The sequence below is a fragment of the Allobosea sp. CRIB-10 genome, assembly GCF_900112185.1.
Lineage (GTDB): Bacteria > Pseudomonadota > Alphaproteobacteria > Rhizobiales > Beijerinckiaceae > Allobosea.
Genome location: NZ_FOKP01000008.1, coordinates 145,889 through 161,245, shown reverse-complemented (window position 1 = coordinate 161,245; position 15,357 = coordinate 145,889). Strand labels below are relative to the sequence as shown.

The window sequence follows — 15,357 nt, the reverse complement described above, 5'->3', positions numbered from 1 at the left end:
CCGGGCGCCGCCATGGCCGCTGCGCCGACCCAACCGTCCGCCCAGCCGATCGGCAGGCGCGGCCTCGGCGTGCTCGTGGCGAGCCTCGAATGGCTGGGCGCCGCGATCCTGGCCGTCCTCTTCCTGGTAGTGATGGCGGCCGTCACCCGTCGTTATCTCGTCGGCGGTGGCCTCGTCTGGTCGGACGAACTCGCGATCTGGCTCAATGTCGCGCTGGTGGCGGTCGGCGCGCCGCTGGCGGCGACGAGTGCGCTCGCCATGCGGCTCGACGTCGTCGTCAACCTGCTGCCGGCGCCGGGGCGGCGCATCGCCGCCATCCTGGCCGAGGCGATTGCCGTCCATGGCGCGCTGGTGCTGGCGCTCGGCGGCGCCAGCGTCGCCGCGCTGGTCGGCGGCACATCGACCGTGCTCGGCCTGCCTGAAAGCCTGCGCTTCGCCAGCTTCGCGATCGGCGGCGGGCTGACGCTGGTCGTCGTGCTCTGGCGAGCGGCACTCGCACAATCCTGGCGGGCGGCGCTCGCCGCATTAGTGGTCGGAGCGGGTCTCTATGGGCTGGCGAACAGCGTGACCGGTTTCCTTGTCGCGACGCCGAGCCTGGTCGCCGGACTCGCGGCGGGGGCAGGGCTCCTCCTCGGCGCGCCCTTGCCCTTCGCCCTGCTTGCCGGCGCCTCGCTTTCGGGCGCCTTCGGCGGCTTGCTGCCGGAGCCGGCCATCGTCCAGAACACGGTGGCGGGCGTGTCGAAATTCCTGCTGCTGGCGATCCCCTTCTTCCTGCTCGCCGGCGAATTGCTGACCGCAGGCGGCCTCGCCGAACGGCTGGTGCGCTTCGCTGCGGCGCTGGTCGGGCATTTCCGGGCCGGGCTGGCGCAGACCGCGCTGGTCGCGAGCGTGCTGTTCTCCGGCGCGTCCGGTTCCTCGGTCGCCAATGCCGCCTTCGGCGCCAAGGTGATGGCGCCGGCACTGGTGGCGCGCGGCTATCCGCCCGCCAATGCGGCGGCGATCGTCGCCGTCGTCTCGATGCTCGACAACATCATCCCGCCCTCGATAGCCTTCCTGATCCTGGCGGCGGCGACCAATCTCTCGGTCGGCTCGCTCCTGGTCGGCGGCTTCGTTGCGGGCGCGGTGCTGACGGTGGCGCTCGCCATCGGCATCCATCTCAGCGTCCGCGGCGTCGTCGATTCCGCCCCGCGCGCCAGCAATGCCGAGCGGGCGCGCTCCTTCGTCGGTGCATTGCCGGCGATCGGGCTCGGCATCGTCGTCGTGGTCGGCATCCGCTTCGGCGTGGTCACGGTGACGGAGGCCTCGGCGCTCGCCGTCGCCTATGCGCTGGTCGCTTGCCTGCTGCTGCGCAGCCTGAACGGAACGACCGTACTGGCGTCCTTGCGCAAGGCGGCGGGGGAGGCGGCGGCGGTCGGGCTGCTGATCGGCGCCTCCGCACCCTTCGCCTTCCTGCTCGCGGTCGACCGCGTCTCCGAGCAGATGGCCGGGCTGGTCACCGCGCTCGGCGGCGGGCCGCTTGCGGTGATGCTGCTCTCCAATCTCGTCCTGCTGATCGCCGGCCTGTTCCTCGACATCGGCGCGGCGATCCTCTTGCTCGCGCCGCTGCTGCTGCCGGCCGCCATCGCCGCCGGCCTCGATCCGATCCAGTTCGGCGTCGTGCTCGTCGTCAACCTGATGATCCACGGGCTGACGCCGCCGCTCGGCATCCTCGTCTATGTCGTGAGCGGCATCATGCGGCTCTCGCCGGCCGCGGTCTTCCGCGCCGTGCTGCCTTTGCTGGCGAGCCTTCTCGTCGCGCTCTTTACCCTCTGTCTTGCGGTGGCGGCCTGGCCGTCGCTACCTCTGTCCTTCAAGGAGTTGTTCCGATGGCTTTGACCCGCCGCGCCTTCGCCGCCGCTTCGATTGCTGCGCCAACCCTCCTATCGGGTCGCGCCTTCGCCGTCGGCCGGCCGGTCACGGTCGCCTCCCTGCTCGGCGAGGATAAGCCGGAGACGAAGATCTGGCGCCGGGTCACCGAAAAGCTCAACATCAGCGCGCCTGGCCGCTTCGACCTGCGCGTCGTGCCCAATGCCGCGCTCGGGGGCGAGAAGGAAGTCGCCGAGGGCCTGCGGCTCGGCTCGGTCCAGGCCTCGCTGTTCACGATCTCGGCGCTCTCCTCATGGGTGCCGGACGGGCAGCTCCTCGATCTGCCCTTCCTGTTCCGCGACCGCGCCCATCTCAAGCGCGTCCTGGCCGGGCCGCTCGGCGAGGAGCTCAGGCGCAAATACGAGGCGCAGGGCTTCGTCGTGCTCGGCTTCATCAATTACGGCGCCCGCCATCTCCTCGCCAAGGAGCCGCTCACGACGCCCGCCAGCGTCAAAGGCAAGCGCATCCGCGTCATCCAGAGTCCGCTGCATACCGAGCTCTGGTCGGGCTTCGGCGCCCATCCGACGCCGATCCCGATCCCCGAGACCTACAACGCGCTGAAGACCGGCGTGGTCGACTGCATGGATCTGACCAAGTCGGCCTATGTCGGCTTCAAACTGCACGAGGTCGTGCCCTATCTGATCGAGACCGGCCATATCTGGGCGACCGGCGTGGTGGCGGTCTCGGCCAGCTTCTGGAAGGGGCTTTCGGCCGAGGACAAGACGGCGTTCGCGGCCGCGGCTGCGGAAGGGGCGGGCTATTTCGACGAACTCATCGTCGCCGATGAGGACGCCTCGATGACCAAGGCGAAGGCCGAGGGCGGCAAGGTCGTGCAGCCGGAGGACCGACCCGGCTGGGAGGCCGGGGCGCGCAAGGTCTGGGCCTCCTTCGCGCCGAAGCTCGGCGGGATCGAGAAGATCGAGGCAATCGCCAGCAGCGCCTGATGCTTTGCCTCGATTTCCACTCCGCATCGACTGCACAGGAGCGCCGTCCGCATGTCCGACCGTCCCGTCCTTCTCGTCACCGGCGGCAGCCGCGGCATCGGCGCCGCGATCTGCCGTTTCGCCGCCGAGCGCGGCTATGACGTCGCCGTCAACTACCAGGGCAATGCGCAGGCGGCGGCCGATGTCGTTGCAGCCTGCGGCCGGGCAGGGGCGAGGGCGGTCGCGATCCAGGGCGACATGGCGAACCTTGCCGACATCACTCGCGTCTTCGCCGAGGCCAGGGCAGCGCTCGGGCCGCTGACGGCGGTCGTCAACAACGCTGCCATCACCGGCAAGAGCAGCCCGCTCGCCAAATCCGATCCGCAGGTCATCCGCGGCTGCATCGACCTCAACGTCACCGGCGCGATCCTGGTGGCGCGCGAGGCGGCGCAGGCCCTGCTCGCCAATGAGGGCGCGAGGAACCGCGCCATCGTCAACATCTCCTCGATCGCGGCCGGGCTCGGCTCGCCGAACGAATATGTCTGGTACGCTGCCTCGAAGGCGGCAGTCGATTCCATGACCATCGGCCTGGCGATCGAGCTCGCCCCGGCCGGCATCCGCGTCAACGCGGTGGCGCCGGGCATGACGCAGACCGATATCCACGCGCTTTCGACCGGTGATGCCGGCCGCGTCGATCGCATCGCGCCAACGATCCCGCTGAGGCGCGTCGCCGAGCCGGAGGAGATCGCAGAAGCCGTGCTGTTCGCGCTGTCCGAGGCGGCGTCCTACATGGTCGGCTCGATCATCCGGGTCGGCGGGGGCCGCTAGCTCCCGTCAAACGACAGAATCGGCTGCGGGAGCAGCCGCAGACGGCTGGAGCCGCGGCTCGTCCGTGCTAAATCGGCTGCCGCCCTGTTCAACCGGAAGCCGCCATGCGCGTCCTGCTCGTACTGATCGCCTTCGGCATGGTCGCGGTGCCGGCTTTGCTCGCGCTGGCGCGCAGCGACCTGCCGCGCGGGCGGCGCATCGTCAACGCGCTGATCGTCTTCCTGGCCCCGGCCTGCGCGCTCGGCCTGATCCACGGCGTGCCGGAGCTCGATGGCAGGGCGCTGCAATACCCGGTCGCCTGGACGACGCTGCGGCTCGTCCTGACCGGGCTCGCCTTGATCCTGCCCTGGTGCCTCTATGTCTGGCTCAACGGCCGGCGCTGATTTGTTACGGATTTTCGAGATGACCGAACCTGCTGAAACCCCGACGATCGACCACGCCTTCACCGGCGACCGCAAGGGGCCGGCTCATGACCCGACCTATGCCGGCGCGCTCTCCTTCATGCGCCGCCGCTACAGCAAGGATGTCGCCGGCTGCGACGCCGTGGTCTGGGGCGTGCCCTTCGATCTCGCCGTCTCGAACCGGCCCGGCACCCGCTTTGGACCGCAGGCGATGCGCCGCGTCAGCGCGATCTTCGACGGCGACGCGCAATACCCCTCGCGGATCGACCCGTTCGAGACGCTCGCGGTCGTCGATTACGGCGATTGTCTGCTGCCGCGCAGCGACCTGCAGGGCTGCGCCCGGGCGATCGAGAGCGAGGCCGCCGCGATCATCGCGGGCGGCGCCCAGCTCGTCACCCTTGGCGGCGACCATTTCATCACCTTGCCGCTGCTGCGCGCCCATGTCGCCCGCCATGGCAAGCTCGCCATCGTCCAGTTCGACGCGCATCAGGACACCTGGGATGATGGCGTCGGCGCGATCAGCCACGGCACCTTCGTGCTGGAGGCGGTGCGTGAGGGACTGATCGACACCGAACGCTCGATCCAAATCGGCATCCGCACCGTCGCGCCGCGCGATTGCGGCATCCAGGTGCTGGATGCCTATGCGGCGCATGCGCTCGGCGTTGACGGCATCGCAGCGCGGATCAAGGAACGCGTAGGGCAGGGGCCGGCCTATCTCACCTTCGATATCGACGCGCTCGATCCGGCCTTCGCGCCCGGCACCGGCACGCCGGTCGCTGGCGGCTTCTCCTCGGCGCAGGCACTGCAGCTGGTCTGGGCGATCCGCGACCTCGATTTCCGCGGCATGGACATCGTCGAGGTCTCGCCGCCTTACGATCATGCCGACGCGACCGCGATCGCAGGCGCCGCGGTGGCGCAGCATTATCTGCAGGCGCTGGCGCTGAAGAAGGCTGGTTGAATCGGCATGGCAGCTTCGGCTGCCATGTGATTCCGAACGTTGCGGTATCCACGGCCGTCATGCTCGCCCTTGTGGCGAGCATCCACGTCTTGGACACCGCGCTCCATCAGCGAAGCAAAGACGTGGATGGTCGGGACAAGCCCGACCATGACGCAGAGGGCGTGTCGACGACTAGGTCCAGCTCATTGACAGCCGTCCCCACCCGGAACATATACGCTCACATGACCATGAACCCGACCCGACGTCGCACCGAACAGGCCGCCCCGGCGCGACCGCGATGACGCTCGGCTAGAATCCGAACGCCCGCGACCGCGCCCCGAGCGCGGTTTTTTTATGCCCGTCGCAAAACTGATGTCCGCTCTTGCGACAAGGCTGAGTTCCAGAGCCAGCCAACCAGTTCCACCCGCTTCCACCAGACGCCTTGCGAGGGTCCGATGAGCCAAAACCTGAAATCCATCTTCATCGACGGCGAAGCCGGCACCACCGGCCTCGGCATCCGCGAGCGCCTGGCCGACGTGACGGAGGTGGTGGTCAAGAGCATCGATCCCGACAAGCGCAAGGACCCGGCCGCCCGCAAGGCGATGATGGCGGGCGTCGACCTCGTCGTGCTCTGCCTGCCTGACGATGCTGCGAAGGAATCCGTGGCGCTCGCCGACGAGCTCGGCAGCGACGCACCCAAGATCGTCGACGCTTCGACAGCCCATCGCGTCGCAGCCGACTGGACCTACGGCTTCGCCGAGCTCGAGCCGGGCTTCGCCGCGAGGGTCGCCAACGCCAATCGGGTCGCCAATCCCGGCTGCTATCCGACCGGCGGCATCGCGCTGCTGCGCCCGCTCGTCGACGCCGGGCTGCTGCCGGCCCACCATCCCATTACCGTCAATGCGGTCTCCGGCTATTCCGGCGGCGGCAAGAGCATGATCGAGGCCTATGAGGCTGGCACGGCGCCCGATTTCGAGCTCTATGGCCTCGGCCTCAAGCACAAGCACCTGCCCGAGCTGCAGGTCTATTCGCGGCTGGAGCGGCCGCCGATTTTCGTGCCCTCGGTCGGCAATTTCCGGCAGGGCATGCTCGTTTCGGTGCCGCTGCATCTCGACGCGCTGCCCGGCAAGCCCAAGCCCGCCGATCTCGAAGCGGCGCTGACCGAGCGCTATGCCGGCTCGACCTATGTCAGCGTCGTGCCGGCGGAGGCCAGCGGAAAGCTCGAGCCGCAGGCGCTGAACGACACCAACAAGCTCGAGCTGCGCGTCTTCGGCAATGCCGATCTCGGCCAGGCCGTGCTGATTGCCCGGCTCGACAATCTCGGCAAGGGCGCTTCCGGCGCCGCCGTGCAGAATATCCGGCTGATGCTCGGCCTGCCCGAAAGTTGACAGCCGTTCACAATCGCGGCCTCAGGCGGGCTTGGCTCCCCTTGGAGAAATTGCGGCGGCACCCCCCAAATGGGGGATGCCGCCGATTTCGCTTGCGCTCATAGCTGATCGTGGCGGCTGGAGAGCGGGGGCGATTCGATGCCGGGATTCGATACGTTGGGCGTGCGTCTGGCGCGCAGCCGGCGCAGATTGGAGCGCGAGCGTGCTGCGGCGAACGTCGAGCGGCGGGCTCAGGACGGATTGGATATCGCCGTTCGGGGCGATGGTGGGATTGCAGCGGAGTCGGCGAGCATGCCGATGCCGGCATCGGCGCAAGTGATCAGGTTTCCGAGCCTGAACGAGCGCATTCGAGACTGAAGCAGCCCTGCCAGGGTAGGGTTGCAAGCGCTGCCGGGGGTGAGGTCGAACGGCCCCGGCAGCGCTTTTTCTTCAGTTCCGTCAGCTGCGTGGCATGAAGCGATCCGCGGCTATGACAATCTACTCAACGATGAGGACCTAAAGAAGATGCCGTGGCGTTCCGCTGCGCTGGATGGGCTCCGGCGATATGTCCATCTCTGCCTGATCTCGACTGCGGCTACTCTCGCCACGCTTGCATCCGCCGGCGCTTTCGAATTACGCGGCACCGGCGTCATTCTCATCCATGGCAAGGCTGGCGGGCAGGGCCCGCTCCAGCCGTTGGCGCAGGCACTGAAGGCGCGTGGCGCGACCGTCGTGCTGCCGCGCATGTCCTGGACATCCGGCTACAGGACCTATGAGCAGACTTTGGGAGAAGTGCAGGCGGCGGTTTCGCGCCTGAAGGCCGGCGGAGCATCCCGGATCGTGCTCGCCGGGCATAGTCTCGGAGCGAACATCTCCATGGGCTATGCCGCACGCGTCGGCGGAGTCGATGCGGTGGTGGCGCTGGCGCCAGGGCATCGCCCGGATTTCATCGCGAGCCAGACCGGGGAGAGCCTTGCGCAGGCCAAGGCGATGGTCGCGGCCGGGCAGGGGGCGCAGAAGGCGAAGTTCCTCGACTTCAACCAGGGCCGGACCTTTCCCATCACCACCACGGCCGAGGCCTATCTCAACTTCTTTGATCCCTCCGGGCCGGCAGCCCAGGCAGCCCAGGCGAGCGGTGTCCGCGCTCCGACGCTCTGGGTGATCGGCACGGGCGATCGCCCAGCGATGAACGATCGCGCCGCTTATTCCGGCACGCGCCTCGTCGTCGAGGCGGACCATCAGACGACGCCGCGTGTTGCGGTGGCCGAGGTCATCGACTGGCTGCAAAAGCAGTAGGCGCGCGGCCTGCCGGGATGGAAAAAGGGCGCTGCCGGAGGTTCGGCAGCGCCCTTCACATCTACACAGGATAGCGTCAGCCCGCGTAGGGCTTGAACAGCTGCTTCTGGGTGCCGAGCCCCTCGATGCCGAGCGTCACGGTCTCGCCGCCCTTGAGGAAGCGTGGCGGCTTGAAGCCGAGGCCGACGCCGGGCGGGGTGCCGGTGGTGATGACGTCGCCCGGATCGAGCCGCATGAACTGGCTGATATAGTGGACGAGATAGGCGGCGCCGAAGATCATCGTCTTGGTCGAGCCGTTCTGGACGCGCTCGCCGTCGACCTCGAGCCACATGGCGAGATTCTGCACGTCGGCGATCTCGTCCGGCGTCACCAGCCAGGGGCCGAGCGGGCCGAAGGTCGGGCAGCCCTTGCCCTTGGCCCATTGCCCGCCGCGCTCGGTCTGGAATTCGCGCTCGGAGACGTCGTTGCAGACGCAGAAGCCGGCAATCGCGGCCATCGCGTCCCTTTCTTCGATATAGGAGCCGCCGTCGCCGATCACGATGGCGAGCTCTACTTCCCAGTCGGTCTTCTTCGAGTTCTTCGGAATGACGACGTCGTCATTGGGGCCGACGATGCAGTTCGGCGCCTTGTTGAACAGGATCGGCTCGGCTGGGATCGCCGCGCCGGTCTCGGCGGCATGGTCGGCGAAGTTGAGCCCGACCGCGATGAAATTGCGGACATCGCCGACGCAGGCGCCGATGCGCGGCGAGCCATCGACTAGCGGCAGTGATTCGGGGGAGAGGGCCTTCAGCTTGGCGAGCGAGGCCGATGTCAGCGCCGCGCCGGCGAGGTCGGAGACATGCGCCGAGAGGTCGCGCAGCTTGCCGGCAGAGTCGACAAGGCCGGGCTTCTCCTGACCAAATGCGCCGTAACGAACCAGTTTCACGTCGTTTCCCCCTTTTTCAATCGTTTCAAACAAGGTGTGCAACACAAGACCGAAGGTCGTGCCGATCCTGTGCGGACTATCCTTTCGATGCAAGCCCGCCGCGACGCATGCCATGCTTGCGGGTGTGCCGGGAGTTGTGGCGCTTATGCAACGCTCCCCACGAAAGCGCGTCATGGCTTGGAGCCGACGATGCGGTCTATGTTGCGGCGCACAATGGCAAAATCCGCGACAGTTCGCATCTAAACTATCTTTTCCATCGCCGGCTTCGCCGCAGGATGCGCGAAACGCAGCATTTTTGCACGTTTTTGGCCCTGCCGATGCGGAAAGCCGGTCGAGCTAGGCAATTTGGCAGCGATCTAGGCGGGATTGCGGCGGAAACCGGCAGGCGGCATGGTGGTGACAGATTCCGCGGCCTGCTTCGCCGCAACCGCCACAACAAGAACCTCAGCTTGGGGAAGACGCCGCGATGAAGAGCCTTCTGAAACTCACCACCGCCGCCACCGTCTCGCTTTCGGCGCTGCTGGCGGCCGGCGCGGCTTCGGCGAGCTCTTTCGCGATCCGCTCGGGTCAGAGCGCCGAAGGCCTCGGCATGGCCTATGCCGGCGCCGCCTCGGGCGGCATCGGCATGGGCGCCATGGCCTGGAACCCGGCGACGATCACCATGTTCCCCGGCCGCAACAGCCAGTGGAACTTCACCTATCTCTATGCGAACGGCGACTACAAGCCGACTTCGCCGACCACGGTTACTGTCCCGACCCCGCTCGGCCCCCGGACGGTGCCGATCCAGGCCGCAGGCGGCAGCCCGCTCGGCACCGGCAATATCGGCGGCGACGGCGCCTTCATCCCGGCCTCCTATTCGGCCTGGCAGCTGACCGATCGCTTCTGGATCGGCCTTACCACCGGCGCGCCGTTCGGCCTGCGCTCCAAGCCCGAGAATCAGGTTCATGCGGCTCAGACCTTCGGCCGCTCGGCCAAGGTCCGGACCATCAACGTCGCCCCAACCATCGGCTATAAGGTCAATGACTGGCTGTCGGTCGGCGCGGCGCTGCAGGTTCAGTATTTCAGTGCGTCGCTGAAGCAGGCTGCGGGCGTCGCGGCCAACGCCGCGCCGGTCATCATCGAGGGCGACACCATCGATTTCGGCTATCGCCTGGGCGTGACGCTGACCCCGTTCGACGGCACGACGATCGGCCTGGCCTATCGCTCCTCGGTCCGGCAGACGCTGGAAGGCACCTTGCGGACGGCGACAGGGCCGACGCCGACGGCCGTCATTCCGGTCAAGGCCAATCTGAACCTGCCCGATTCGGTCGTCTTCGGTGTTTCGCAGGTCATCAACGAGCAGTGGCAGGCCCATCTCGGTGTCGAATGGACCAATTGGAGCCGCTTCCGCAACATTCCGGTCGTCGCGCAGGCCTCGGGAGTTCCGCTGACCAGCCTGAACTTCCAGTATGACGACAGCTGGTACTTCTCGGCGGGTCTCGAATACAAGTACAACCGCGATCTGACGCTGCGCGCCGGTGTCGCCTACGAGCTCTCGGCGGTGAACGACTACAACCGCCAGATCTTCATCTCGGACAATGACCGGCTCTGGCTCAGCGCCGGCGCGAGCTACCAGCTCAACGAGAAGCTGAAGCTCGACCTGGGTTACACCTATATCCACGTCAACTCGGCCAAAGTGAACTACACCGGCAATCATCCGCAGCAGGTCGTGAATCCGGCGCTCCGGGCGATCTCCTACACGGCCAAGGCCGAGCCCTATATCCACATCGTGTCCGCCGCTCTGACCTATCGTTGGGATACCCCGACGGAGACGATCCCGGTTCGCCCGGTCGTCCGCAAGAACTGAGCCGCGCCTCGGCGACAAGCAAAGCCGGCCTTCGGGCCGGCTTTTTTCGTTCTGAGCGGAGGCCGGGCCGTCATTCCGGGGCAGCCCGCAGCGCCGGGCCCGGTATCCATGACCGCGGCGCAGACGGGCGAAATGCCGTCATTGCGCGCAGCAGCGAAGCAATCCAGGGGCGGCAGAGCGCTTCGCCTGCCTGGATTGCTTTGTCACTCTGTTTCCCGCAAGGACGGGAAGCGTCGTGACCAGGGATTCCGGGCTCAGCCCTGCGGGCTGCCCCGGAATGACACGGGAGGTTCCTGCCGACCATAGGCGGCCAGCGCCGACGGCTCCTACGCCTTGATCTTCACATAGCTCCCCGGCGCATCCTCCAGCGCGGGCAGGGGGCCTTCGCCGGGCACGCGCGGCTTGACGCGCTTGGGCGCCTGCTTCTCGACCCAGGCGAACCAATGCGGCCACCAGGAGCCCGGATGCTCCTCGGTTTTCTTCACCCAGTCGTCGAACTCGCCTTCCGGCTTGGGGCCGGTCCAATACTGATATTTCACCTTGTTCGGCGGATTGACCACGCCGGCGATGTGGCCGGAGCCGGCCATGACATACTCCACCGGGCCGCCGAAGGCCTGCGATCCCAGGAACACGGACTTCGCCGGAGCGATGTGATCCTCCCGGGTCGCAAGATTGTAAATCGGGATCGTCACCTTCTTGAGATCGAGCAGCTTGCCTCCGACGCGCATCTCGCCCTTGCTCAACTTGTTCTCGAGATAGCAGTTGCGCAGGTAGAAGGAGTGGTTCGCCGCCGGCATTCGGGTCGAATCCGAATTCCAGTAGAGCAGGTCGAAGGCGGTCGGCGCCTTGCCTTTCAGGTAGTTGTTGACGGCATAGGACCAGATCAGGTCGTTCGGCCTGAGCATGTTGAAGGCGCCCGACATGCGCGAGCCGTCGAGATAGCCGCGCTCGGCCATCTGCTCCTCGACAGCGCGGATCTGCTCCTCGTCTACGAAGACCGAAAGCTCGCCGGCATGGCTGAAGTCGACCTGCGTGGTGAAGAAGGTCGCGCTGGCGATGCGCTTGTCGCGCGTCGCTGCCATATAGGCCAGCGTCACGCCGAGCAGCGTCCCGCCGACGCAATAGCCGATCGAGGAGACCTGCTTCTCGCCGGTGACCTGCTCGATCGCCTCGAGGGCAGCAAAGATGCCCTCGCGCATATAGCTCTCGAAATCCTTGAGCGCGTGGCGATGGTCCGGGTTGACCCAGGAAATGCAGAAGACCGTCAGCCCCTGCGAGACGCACCAGCGGATGAAGCTCTTATCGGCGTTGAGGTCGAGGATGTAGAACTTGTTGATCCAGGGCGGCACGATCAGCAGCGGCCGCTTCAGCACCGTCTCGGTCGCCGGTGCGTACTGGATCAGTTCAATGATGTCGTTGCGGTAGATGACCTTGCCGGGCGTCGTCGCGATGTTGACGCCGATCTGGAAGGCGCCCGCATCCGATTGCCTGATCTTGAGCTCGCCGCCGCCGGCCTCGACGTCCTCGGCCAGCATCTTCATGCCGCGCACCAGGTTCTCGCCGTTCTGCGCCATGGTCTCGCGCAGCAGTTCCGGATTGGTCGCGACGAAGTTGGACGGGGACAGGGCGCCGGCGATCTGCTTGACGTAGAAGCGCGCCTTGTCGCGCGTATGCGGGTCGAGGTCGTCGGCCTGCTCGACCATGCCCTCGGCCCAGCGCGTCGTCAGCAGATAGGCCTGCTTGACGAAGTCGAAGACCGGATGCGTGTTCCATTCCGGGTCGGCGAAGCGCGCATCCCGTTTCTCCGGCGCGATCACCGGCTCGACCTGCTCGCCGCCGAGGCGCTTCAGCGTCGAGCTCCACAGGCTGAGGAAGTCGCTGGTGATCGCGCCTTGGGCCTCGATGATCTTCTGGGGATCGCTGACCCAGCGTTCGGCGACCCGGCCGAGCACCTTCACCATCTCGCTGGCCTCGTCGGCCTGGCCGGTCTTGGCCTCGCCGCGCTCGATCGGCCTCATATAGGCGGCTGTGACCTTGCCCGCCTGCTCGACCAGCTTGCCCATGTTCTGCGCCATCGCCTCGAAATCCGGCACGGCGGGAAGTTCGGCGAACGGCGTTTCCGCCGGTTTCCGATCGCTCTTGCCCTTCTCGTCGGCAGGTGGACACATGACGGCGCTCCCCTCGGTAGCCTTACGCAGGAGTTGCACTCCCCATTTTGGACCCATTAAGGACCTAACCGGTATGAGTGACAAAGAAAATTTGCGGAAGCAGGGCGATGGCTGACAGGCGGACCGAAATCTCGCTCAGGGCGGCTGGGCTCGCCCTGCTCGTCGGAACCGCGCTCGGAGGTTGCGAAGCCACGCGCGGGGTCGCAGAACTGACCGATCTTGCCACCAAACCCGGCGACCCCAAGCCGTTCGTGACCGAAACCCGGCCGCAGGACCCGAAATACATCCCGATCGGCACCACGGTGACGCGCCCGGCCAAGCGCAAGACTGTCGAAGAATTCAAGGAGCTCGAAGCCGAGCTGGAAGCCAAGCGAATCTCCAACGACGCCGCCGGCGCGCAGGCGCAGAGCCTCGGCAAGGTCCTGCCGCCGCCGGCTCCGGCACCCGCTCCGCCGCCGCTACCGACGGAATGAGGGGCCGCAGCTCGTGAGACGGCTTGCCCTGGATTGGTCGGGCGGTTCCAATCGCGTCGTTGCGCTGGAGCTCCGCCATGATCCTGATCGGCCAGTATGATTCGCCTTTCGTGCGCCGCGTCGGCATCGCGCTGACGCTCTACGAGCTGTCTTTCGAGCACCGGCCCTGGTCGGTGTTCGGCGATGGCGACAGGATCGCGCCGCTCAATCCTCTGGTCCGCGTGCCGACGCTCGAGCTCGATGACGGGCTGGTGCTGGTCGAGAGCCATGCCATGCTCGATCATCTCGACGGCCTTGTTCCGCCCGAGAGCGCCTTGTTCCCGCGCGAGGAGCCGGCGCGCCATCGGGCGCTGCGCGTCGCCGCGCTGGCGATGGGGCTCGCCGAGAAGGCGGTGAGCCTGTTCTACGAGTTGCGGCTGCACGACCGGATCTCCGAGACCTGGGCCGGGCGCTGCCGGGGCCAGATCGCAGGCGTCCTCACCGCCTTGGAGCGCGAGCGGGCCGAACGCCCGGGCGACTGGTGGTTCGGCGACCGCATTGGCCATGCAGACATCGCGCTCGCCTGCGCCCTGCGCTTCGCCGGCGAGGCGCATCCCAATCTCGTCACCCTCGGTGATTATCCCGCGCTACTGGCGCATTCTGCCCGATGCGAGGGACTCGACGTGTTCCGGGCGATCAGCCAGCCCTTCATTCCGCCGGCTTGAAGCGTTGCCGCTATGCGGCATGCGTTGCGTTTCGCTGAATCTTGCGTTTTTTGCGCTGTCGGGGCGAAAGTTGCGGTGGTAAGGCAGCGTAACGCAAGAATGTGATTTGCCGTGCCGTCGCGCGGCGATCCGCAAGGACCTGTTCTCGCCATGACCGATTTTCATCGCATCAAGCGCCTGCCGCCCTATGTTTTCGAACAGGTCAACAAGATCAAGGCCGCCGAGCGCGCCAAGGGCGTCGACATCATCGATCTCGGCATGGGCAATCCCGATCTGCCGGCGCCCAAGCACGTCATCGAGAAGCTGGTCGAGACCGCCGGCAAGGCGCGCACCGACCGCTATTCGGCCTCGAAGGGCATCGCCGGCCTGCGCCGCGCCCAGGCGCATTACTATCAGCGCCGCTTCGGCGTCACGCTGAACCCCGATACGCAGGTCGTCGCGACGCTCGGCTCGAAGGAAGGCTTCGCCAATATGGCGCAGGCCATCACCGGCCCGGGCGACGTCGTGCTCGTGCCCAATCCGAGCTATCCGATCCACGCCTTCGGCTTCCTGATGGCGGGCGGCGTGATCCGCTCGGTTCCGGCCGAGCCGACGCCGGCCTTCTTCCCGGCGGTCGAGCGGGCGATGGCGCATTCGGTGCCGAAGCCGATCGCGCTCGTCACCTGCTACCCGGCGAACCCGACCGCCTATACCGCCTCGCTCGACTTCTACCGCGATCTCGTCGCCTTCGCGAAGCGGCACGAGCTGATCCTGCTCTCCGATCTCGCCTATGCCGAGGTCTATTTCGACGAGAACGATCCGCCGCCCTCGATGCTGCAGGTGCCGGGCGCGATCGACGTCGCCGTCGAGTTCACCTCGATGTCGAAGACCTTCTCCATGGCCGGCTGGCGCATGGGCTTCGCCGTCGGCAACGAGAAGCTGCTGGCGGCGCTGGCGCGGGTGAAGTCCTATCTCGACTACGGCGCCTATACGCCGATCCAGGTCGCTGCCGCGGCGGCGCTGAACGGCCCCGACGACTGCATCCGCGAGATGCGCGAGACCTATCGCAAGCGCCGCGATGCGCTGGTCGAGAGCTTCGGCAAGGCCGGCTGGGAGTTCCCGGCGCCGCAGGCCTCGATGTTCGCCTGGGTGCCGATCCCGGAAAAATTCCGCCATCTCGGCTCGCTCGAGTTCTCCAAGCTGCTGATCGAGAAGGCCGAGGTCGCGGTCGCGCCCGGCATCGGCTTCGGCGAGCATGGCGACGACTATGTCCGGATCGCCATCGTCGAGAATGAGCAGCGCATCCGCCAGGCGGCACGCAATGTCGGCCGCTTCCTGAAGAGCGCCGACCAGACCCTGCACAACGTCATCCAGATGCCGAAGGCGGGGTAGGGCAGGACTCCGTTCGACAACAATCACGCTGTTCCGGCTCGTCATGCTCGCCCTTGTGGCGAGCACCCACGTCTTGAACACCGTGTTCGATCAGTGAAGCGAAGACGTGGATGGTCGGGATAAGCCCGACCATGACGAGGAGGCACCGCTCAGGGGGGCGGCCCCGGAAAGACCGCGGTGGTGTTGCGCGCCGGCACTGGACCGGGCCGCCGA

The 15,357-nt window shown here is 66.9% G+C and carries 14 protein-coding genes; 12 read left to right on the top strand and 2 right to left on the bottom strand.

What is annotated here, in order from left to right; all coding sequences use genetic code 11:
* Nucleotides 1–12: 12 nt before the first annotated feature.
* The 8 genes from BMZ69_RS12990 (at nt 13) to BMZ69_RS12955 (ending at nt 7,657) form a co-directional block, all read left to right on the top strand.
* The gene (locus BMZ69_RS12990) at nt 13–1,875 is read left to right on the top strand and encodes a TRAP transporter large permease (protein WP_092157055.1); all 1,863 of its coding nucleotides are present in this window, start codon (nt 13–15) and stop codon (nt 1,873–1,875) included.
* Nucleotides 1,866–2,849, top strand: a complete 984-nt coding sequence (locus tag BMZ69_RS12985) for a TRAP transporter substrate-binding protein (RefSeq protein ID WP_092157054.1) — start codon at nt 1,866–1,868, stop codon at nt 2,847–2,849. Before BMZ69_RS12990 ends, BMZ69_RS12985 begins: the two co-directional genes overlap by 10 nt.
* Before the next feature lie 51 nt (nt 2,850–2,900).
* Nucleotides 2,901–3,656: an SDR family oxidoreductase gene (locus tag BMZ69_RS12980; RefSeq protein ID WP_092157053.1), complete on the top strand. Its 756-nt coding sequence runs from the start codon at nt 2,901–2,903 to the stop codon at nt 3,654–3,656.
* A 104-nt stretch (nt 3,657–3,760) separates the two neighbouring features.
* Nucleotides 3,761–4,039 (top strand): hypothetical protein, encoded by a 279-nt coding sequence (locus BMZ69_RS12975; protein ID WP_057192330.1) that lies wholly within the window; start codon nt 3,761–3,763, stop codon nt 4,037–4,039.
* 19 nt (nt 4,040–4,058) lie between these two features.
* Nucleotides 4,059–5,015 (top strand): agmatinase, encoded by a 957-nt coding sequence (speB, locus tag BMZ69_RS12970; RefSeq protein ID WP_092157052.1) that lies wholly within the window; start codon nt 4,059–4,061, stop codon nt 5,013–5,015.
* 434 nt (nt 5,016–5,449) lie between these two features.
* Nucleotides 5,450–6,382 (top strand): N-acetyl-gamma-glutamyl-phosphate reductase, encoded by a 933-nt coding sequence (gene argC / locus BMZ69_RS12965; protein WP_092157051.1) that lies wholly within the window; start codon nt 5,450–5,452, stop codon nt 6,380–6,382.
* A 138-nt stretch (nt 6,383–6,520) separates the two neighbouring features.
* A complete protein-coding gene (locus BMZ69_RS12960) occupies nt 6,521–6,739 on the top strand; it encodes a hypothetical protein (protein WP_092157050.1) in 219 nt (72 codons plus the stop codon).
* A 147-nt stretch (nt 6,740–6,886) separates the two neighbouring features.
* Nucleotides 6,887–7,657: an alpha/beta fold hydrolase gene (locus tag BMZ69_RS12955; RefSeq protein ID WP_092157049.1), complete on the top strand. Its 771-nt coding sequence runs from the start codon at nt 6,887–6,889 to the stop codon at nt 7,655–7,657.
* A 76-nt stretch (nt 7,658–7,733) separates the two neighbouring features.
* Here BMZ69_RS12955 and BMZ69_RS12950 read toward each other — a convergent pair whose 3' ends face one another.
* The gene (locus BMZ69_RS12950; RefSeq protein WP_092157048.1) at nt 7,734–8,582 is read right to left on the bottom strand and encodes a fumarylacetoacetate hydrolase family protein; all 849 of its coding nucleotides are present in this window, start codon (nt 8,580–8,582) and stop codon (nt 7,734–7,736) included.
* A 466-nt stretch (nt 8,583–9,048) separates the two neighbouring features.
* On the opposite strand from BMZ69_RS12950, the gene BMZ69_RS12945 reads away from it, so the two are divergent.
* Nucleotides 9,049–10,428: an OmpP1/FadL family transporter gene (locus BMZ69_RS12945; RefSeq protein ID WP_092157047.1), complete on the top strand. Its 1,380-nt coding sequence runs from the start codon at nt 9,049–9,051 to the stop codon at nt 10,426–10,428.
* Between the two features lie 326 nt (nt 10,429–10,754).
* On the opposite strand, the gene phaC is transcribed toward BMZ69_RS12945, so the two are convergent.
* Nucleotides 10,755–12,503, bottom strand: coding sequence for a PHA/PHB synthase family protein (gene phaC, locus BMZ69_RS12940; protein WP_244543353.1), 1,749 nt, complete (start codon nt 12,501–12,503; stop codon nt 10,755–10,757).
* A 200-nt stretch (nt 12,504–12,703) separates the two neighbouring features.
* On the opposite strand from phaC, the gene BMZ69_RS12935 reads away from it, so the two are divergent.
* From BMZ69_RS12935 to BMZ69_RS12925, 3 genes are all read left to right on the top strand, one after another.
* On the top strand, nt 12,704–13,069 hold the full coding sequence (locus tag BMZ69_RS12935) for a hypothetical protein (protein ID WP_092157045.1): 366 nt from the start codon (nt 12,704–12,706) through the stop codon (nt 13,067–13,069).
* A gap of 77 nt (nt 13,070–13,146) precedes the next feature.
* Nucleotides 13,147–13,773, top strand: coding sequence for a glutathione S-transferase family protein (locus BMZ69_RS12930; RefSeq protein ID WP_092157044.1), 627 nt, complete (start codon nt 13,147–13,149; stop codon nt 13,771–13,773).
* Nucleotides 13,774–13,923: 150 nt separating this feature from the next.
* Nucleotides 13,924–15,144 carry an LL-diaminopimelate aminotransferase gene (locus BMZ69_RS12925; RefSeq protein ID WP_092157043.1) on the top strand — a complete coding sequence of 407 codons (1,221 nt, stop codon included), beginning with the start codon at nt 13,924–13,926 and terminating at the stop codon, nt 15,142–15,144.
* The last annotated feature ends 213 nt before the right edge of the window (nt 15,145–15,357 follow it).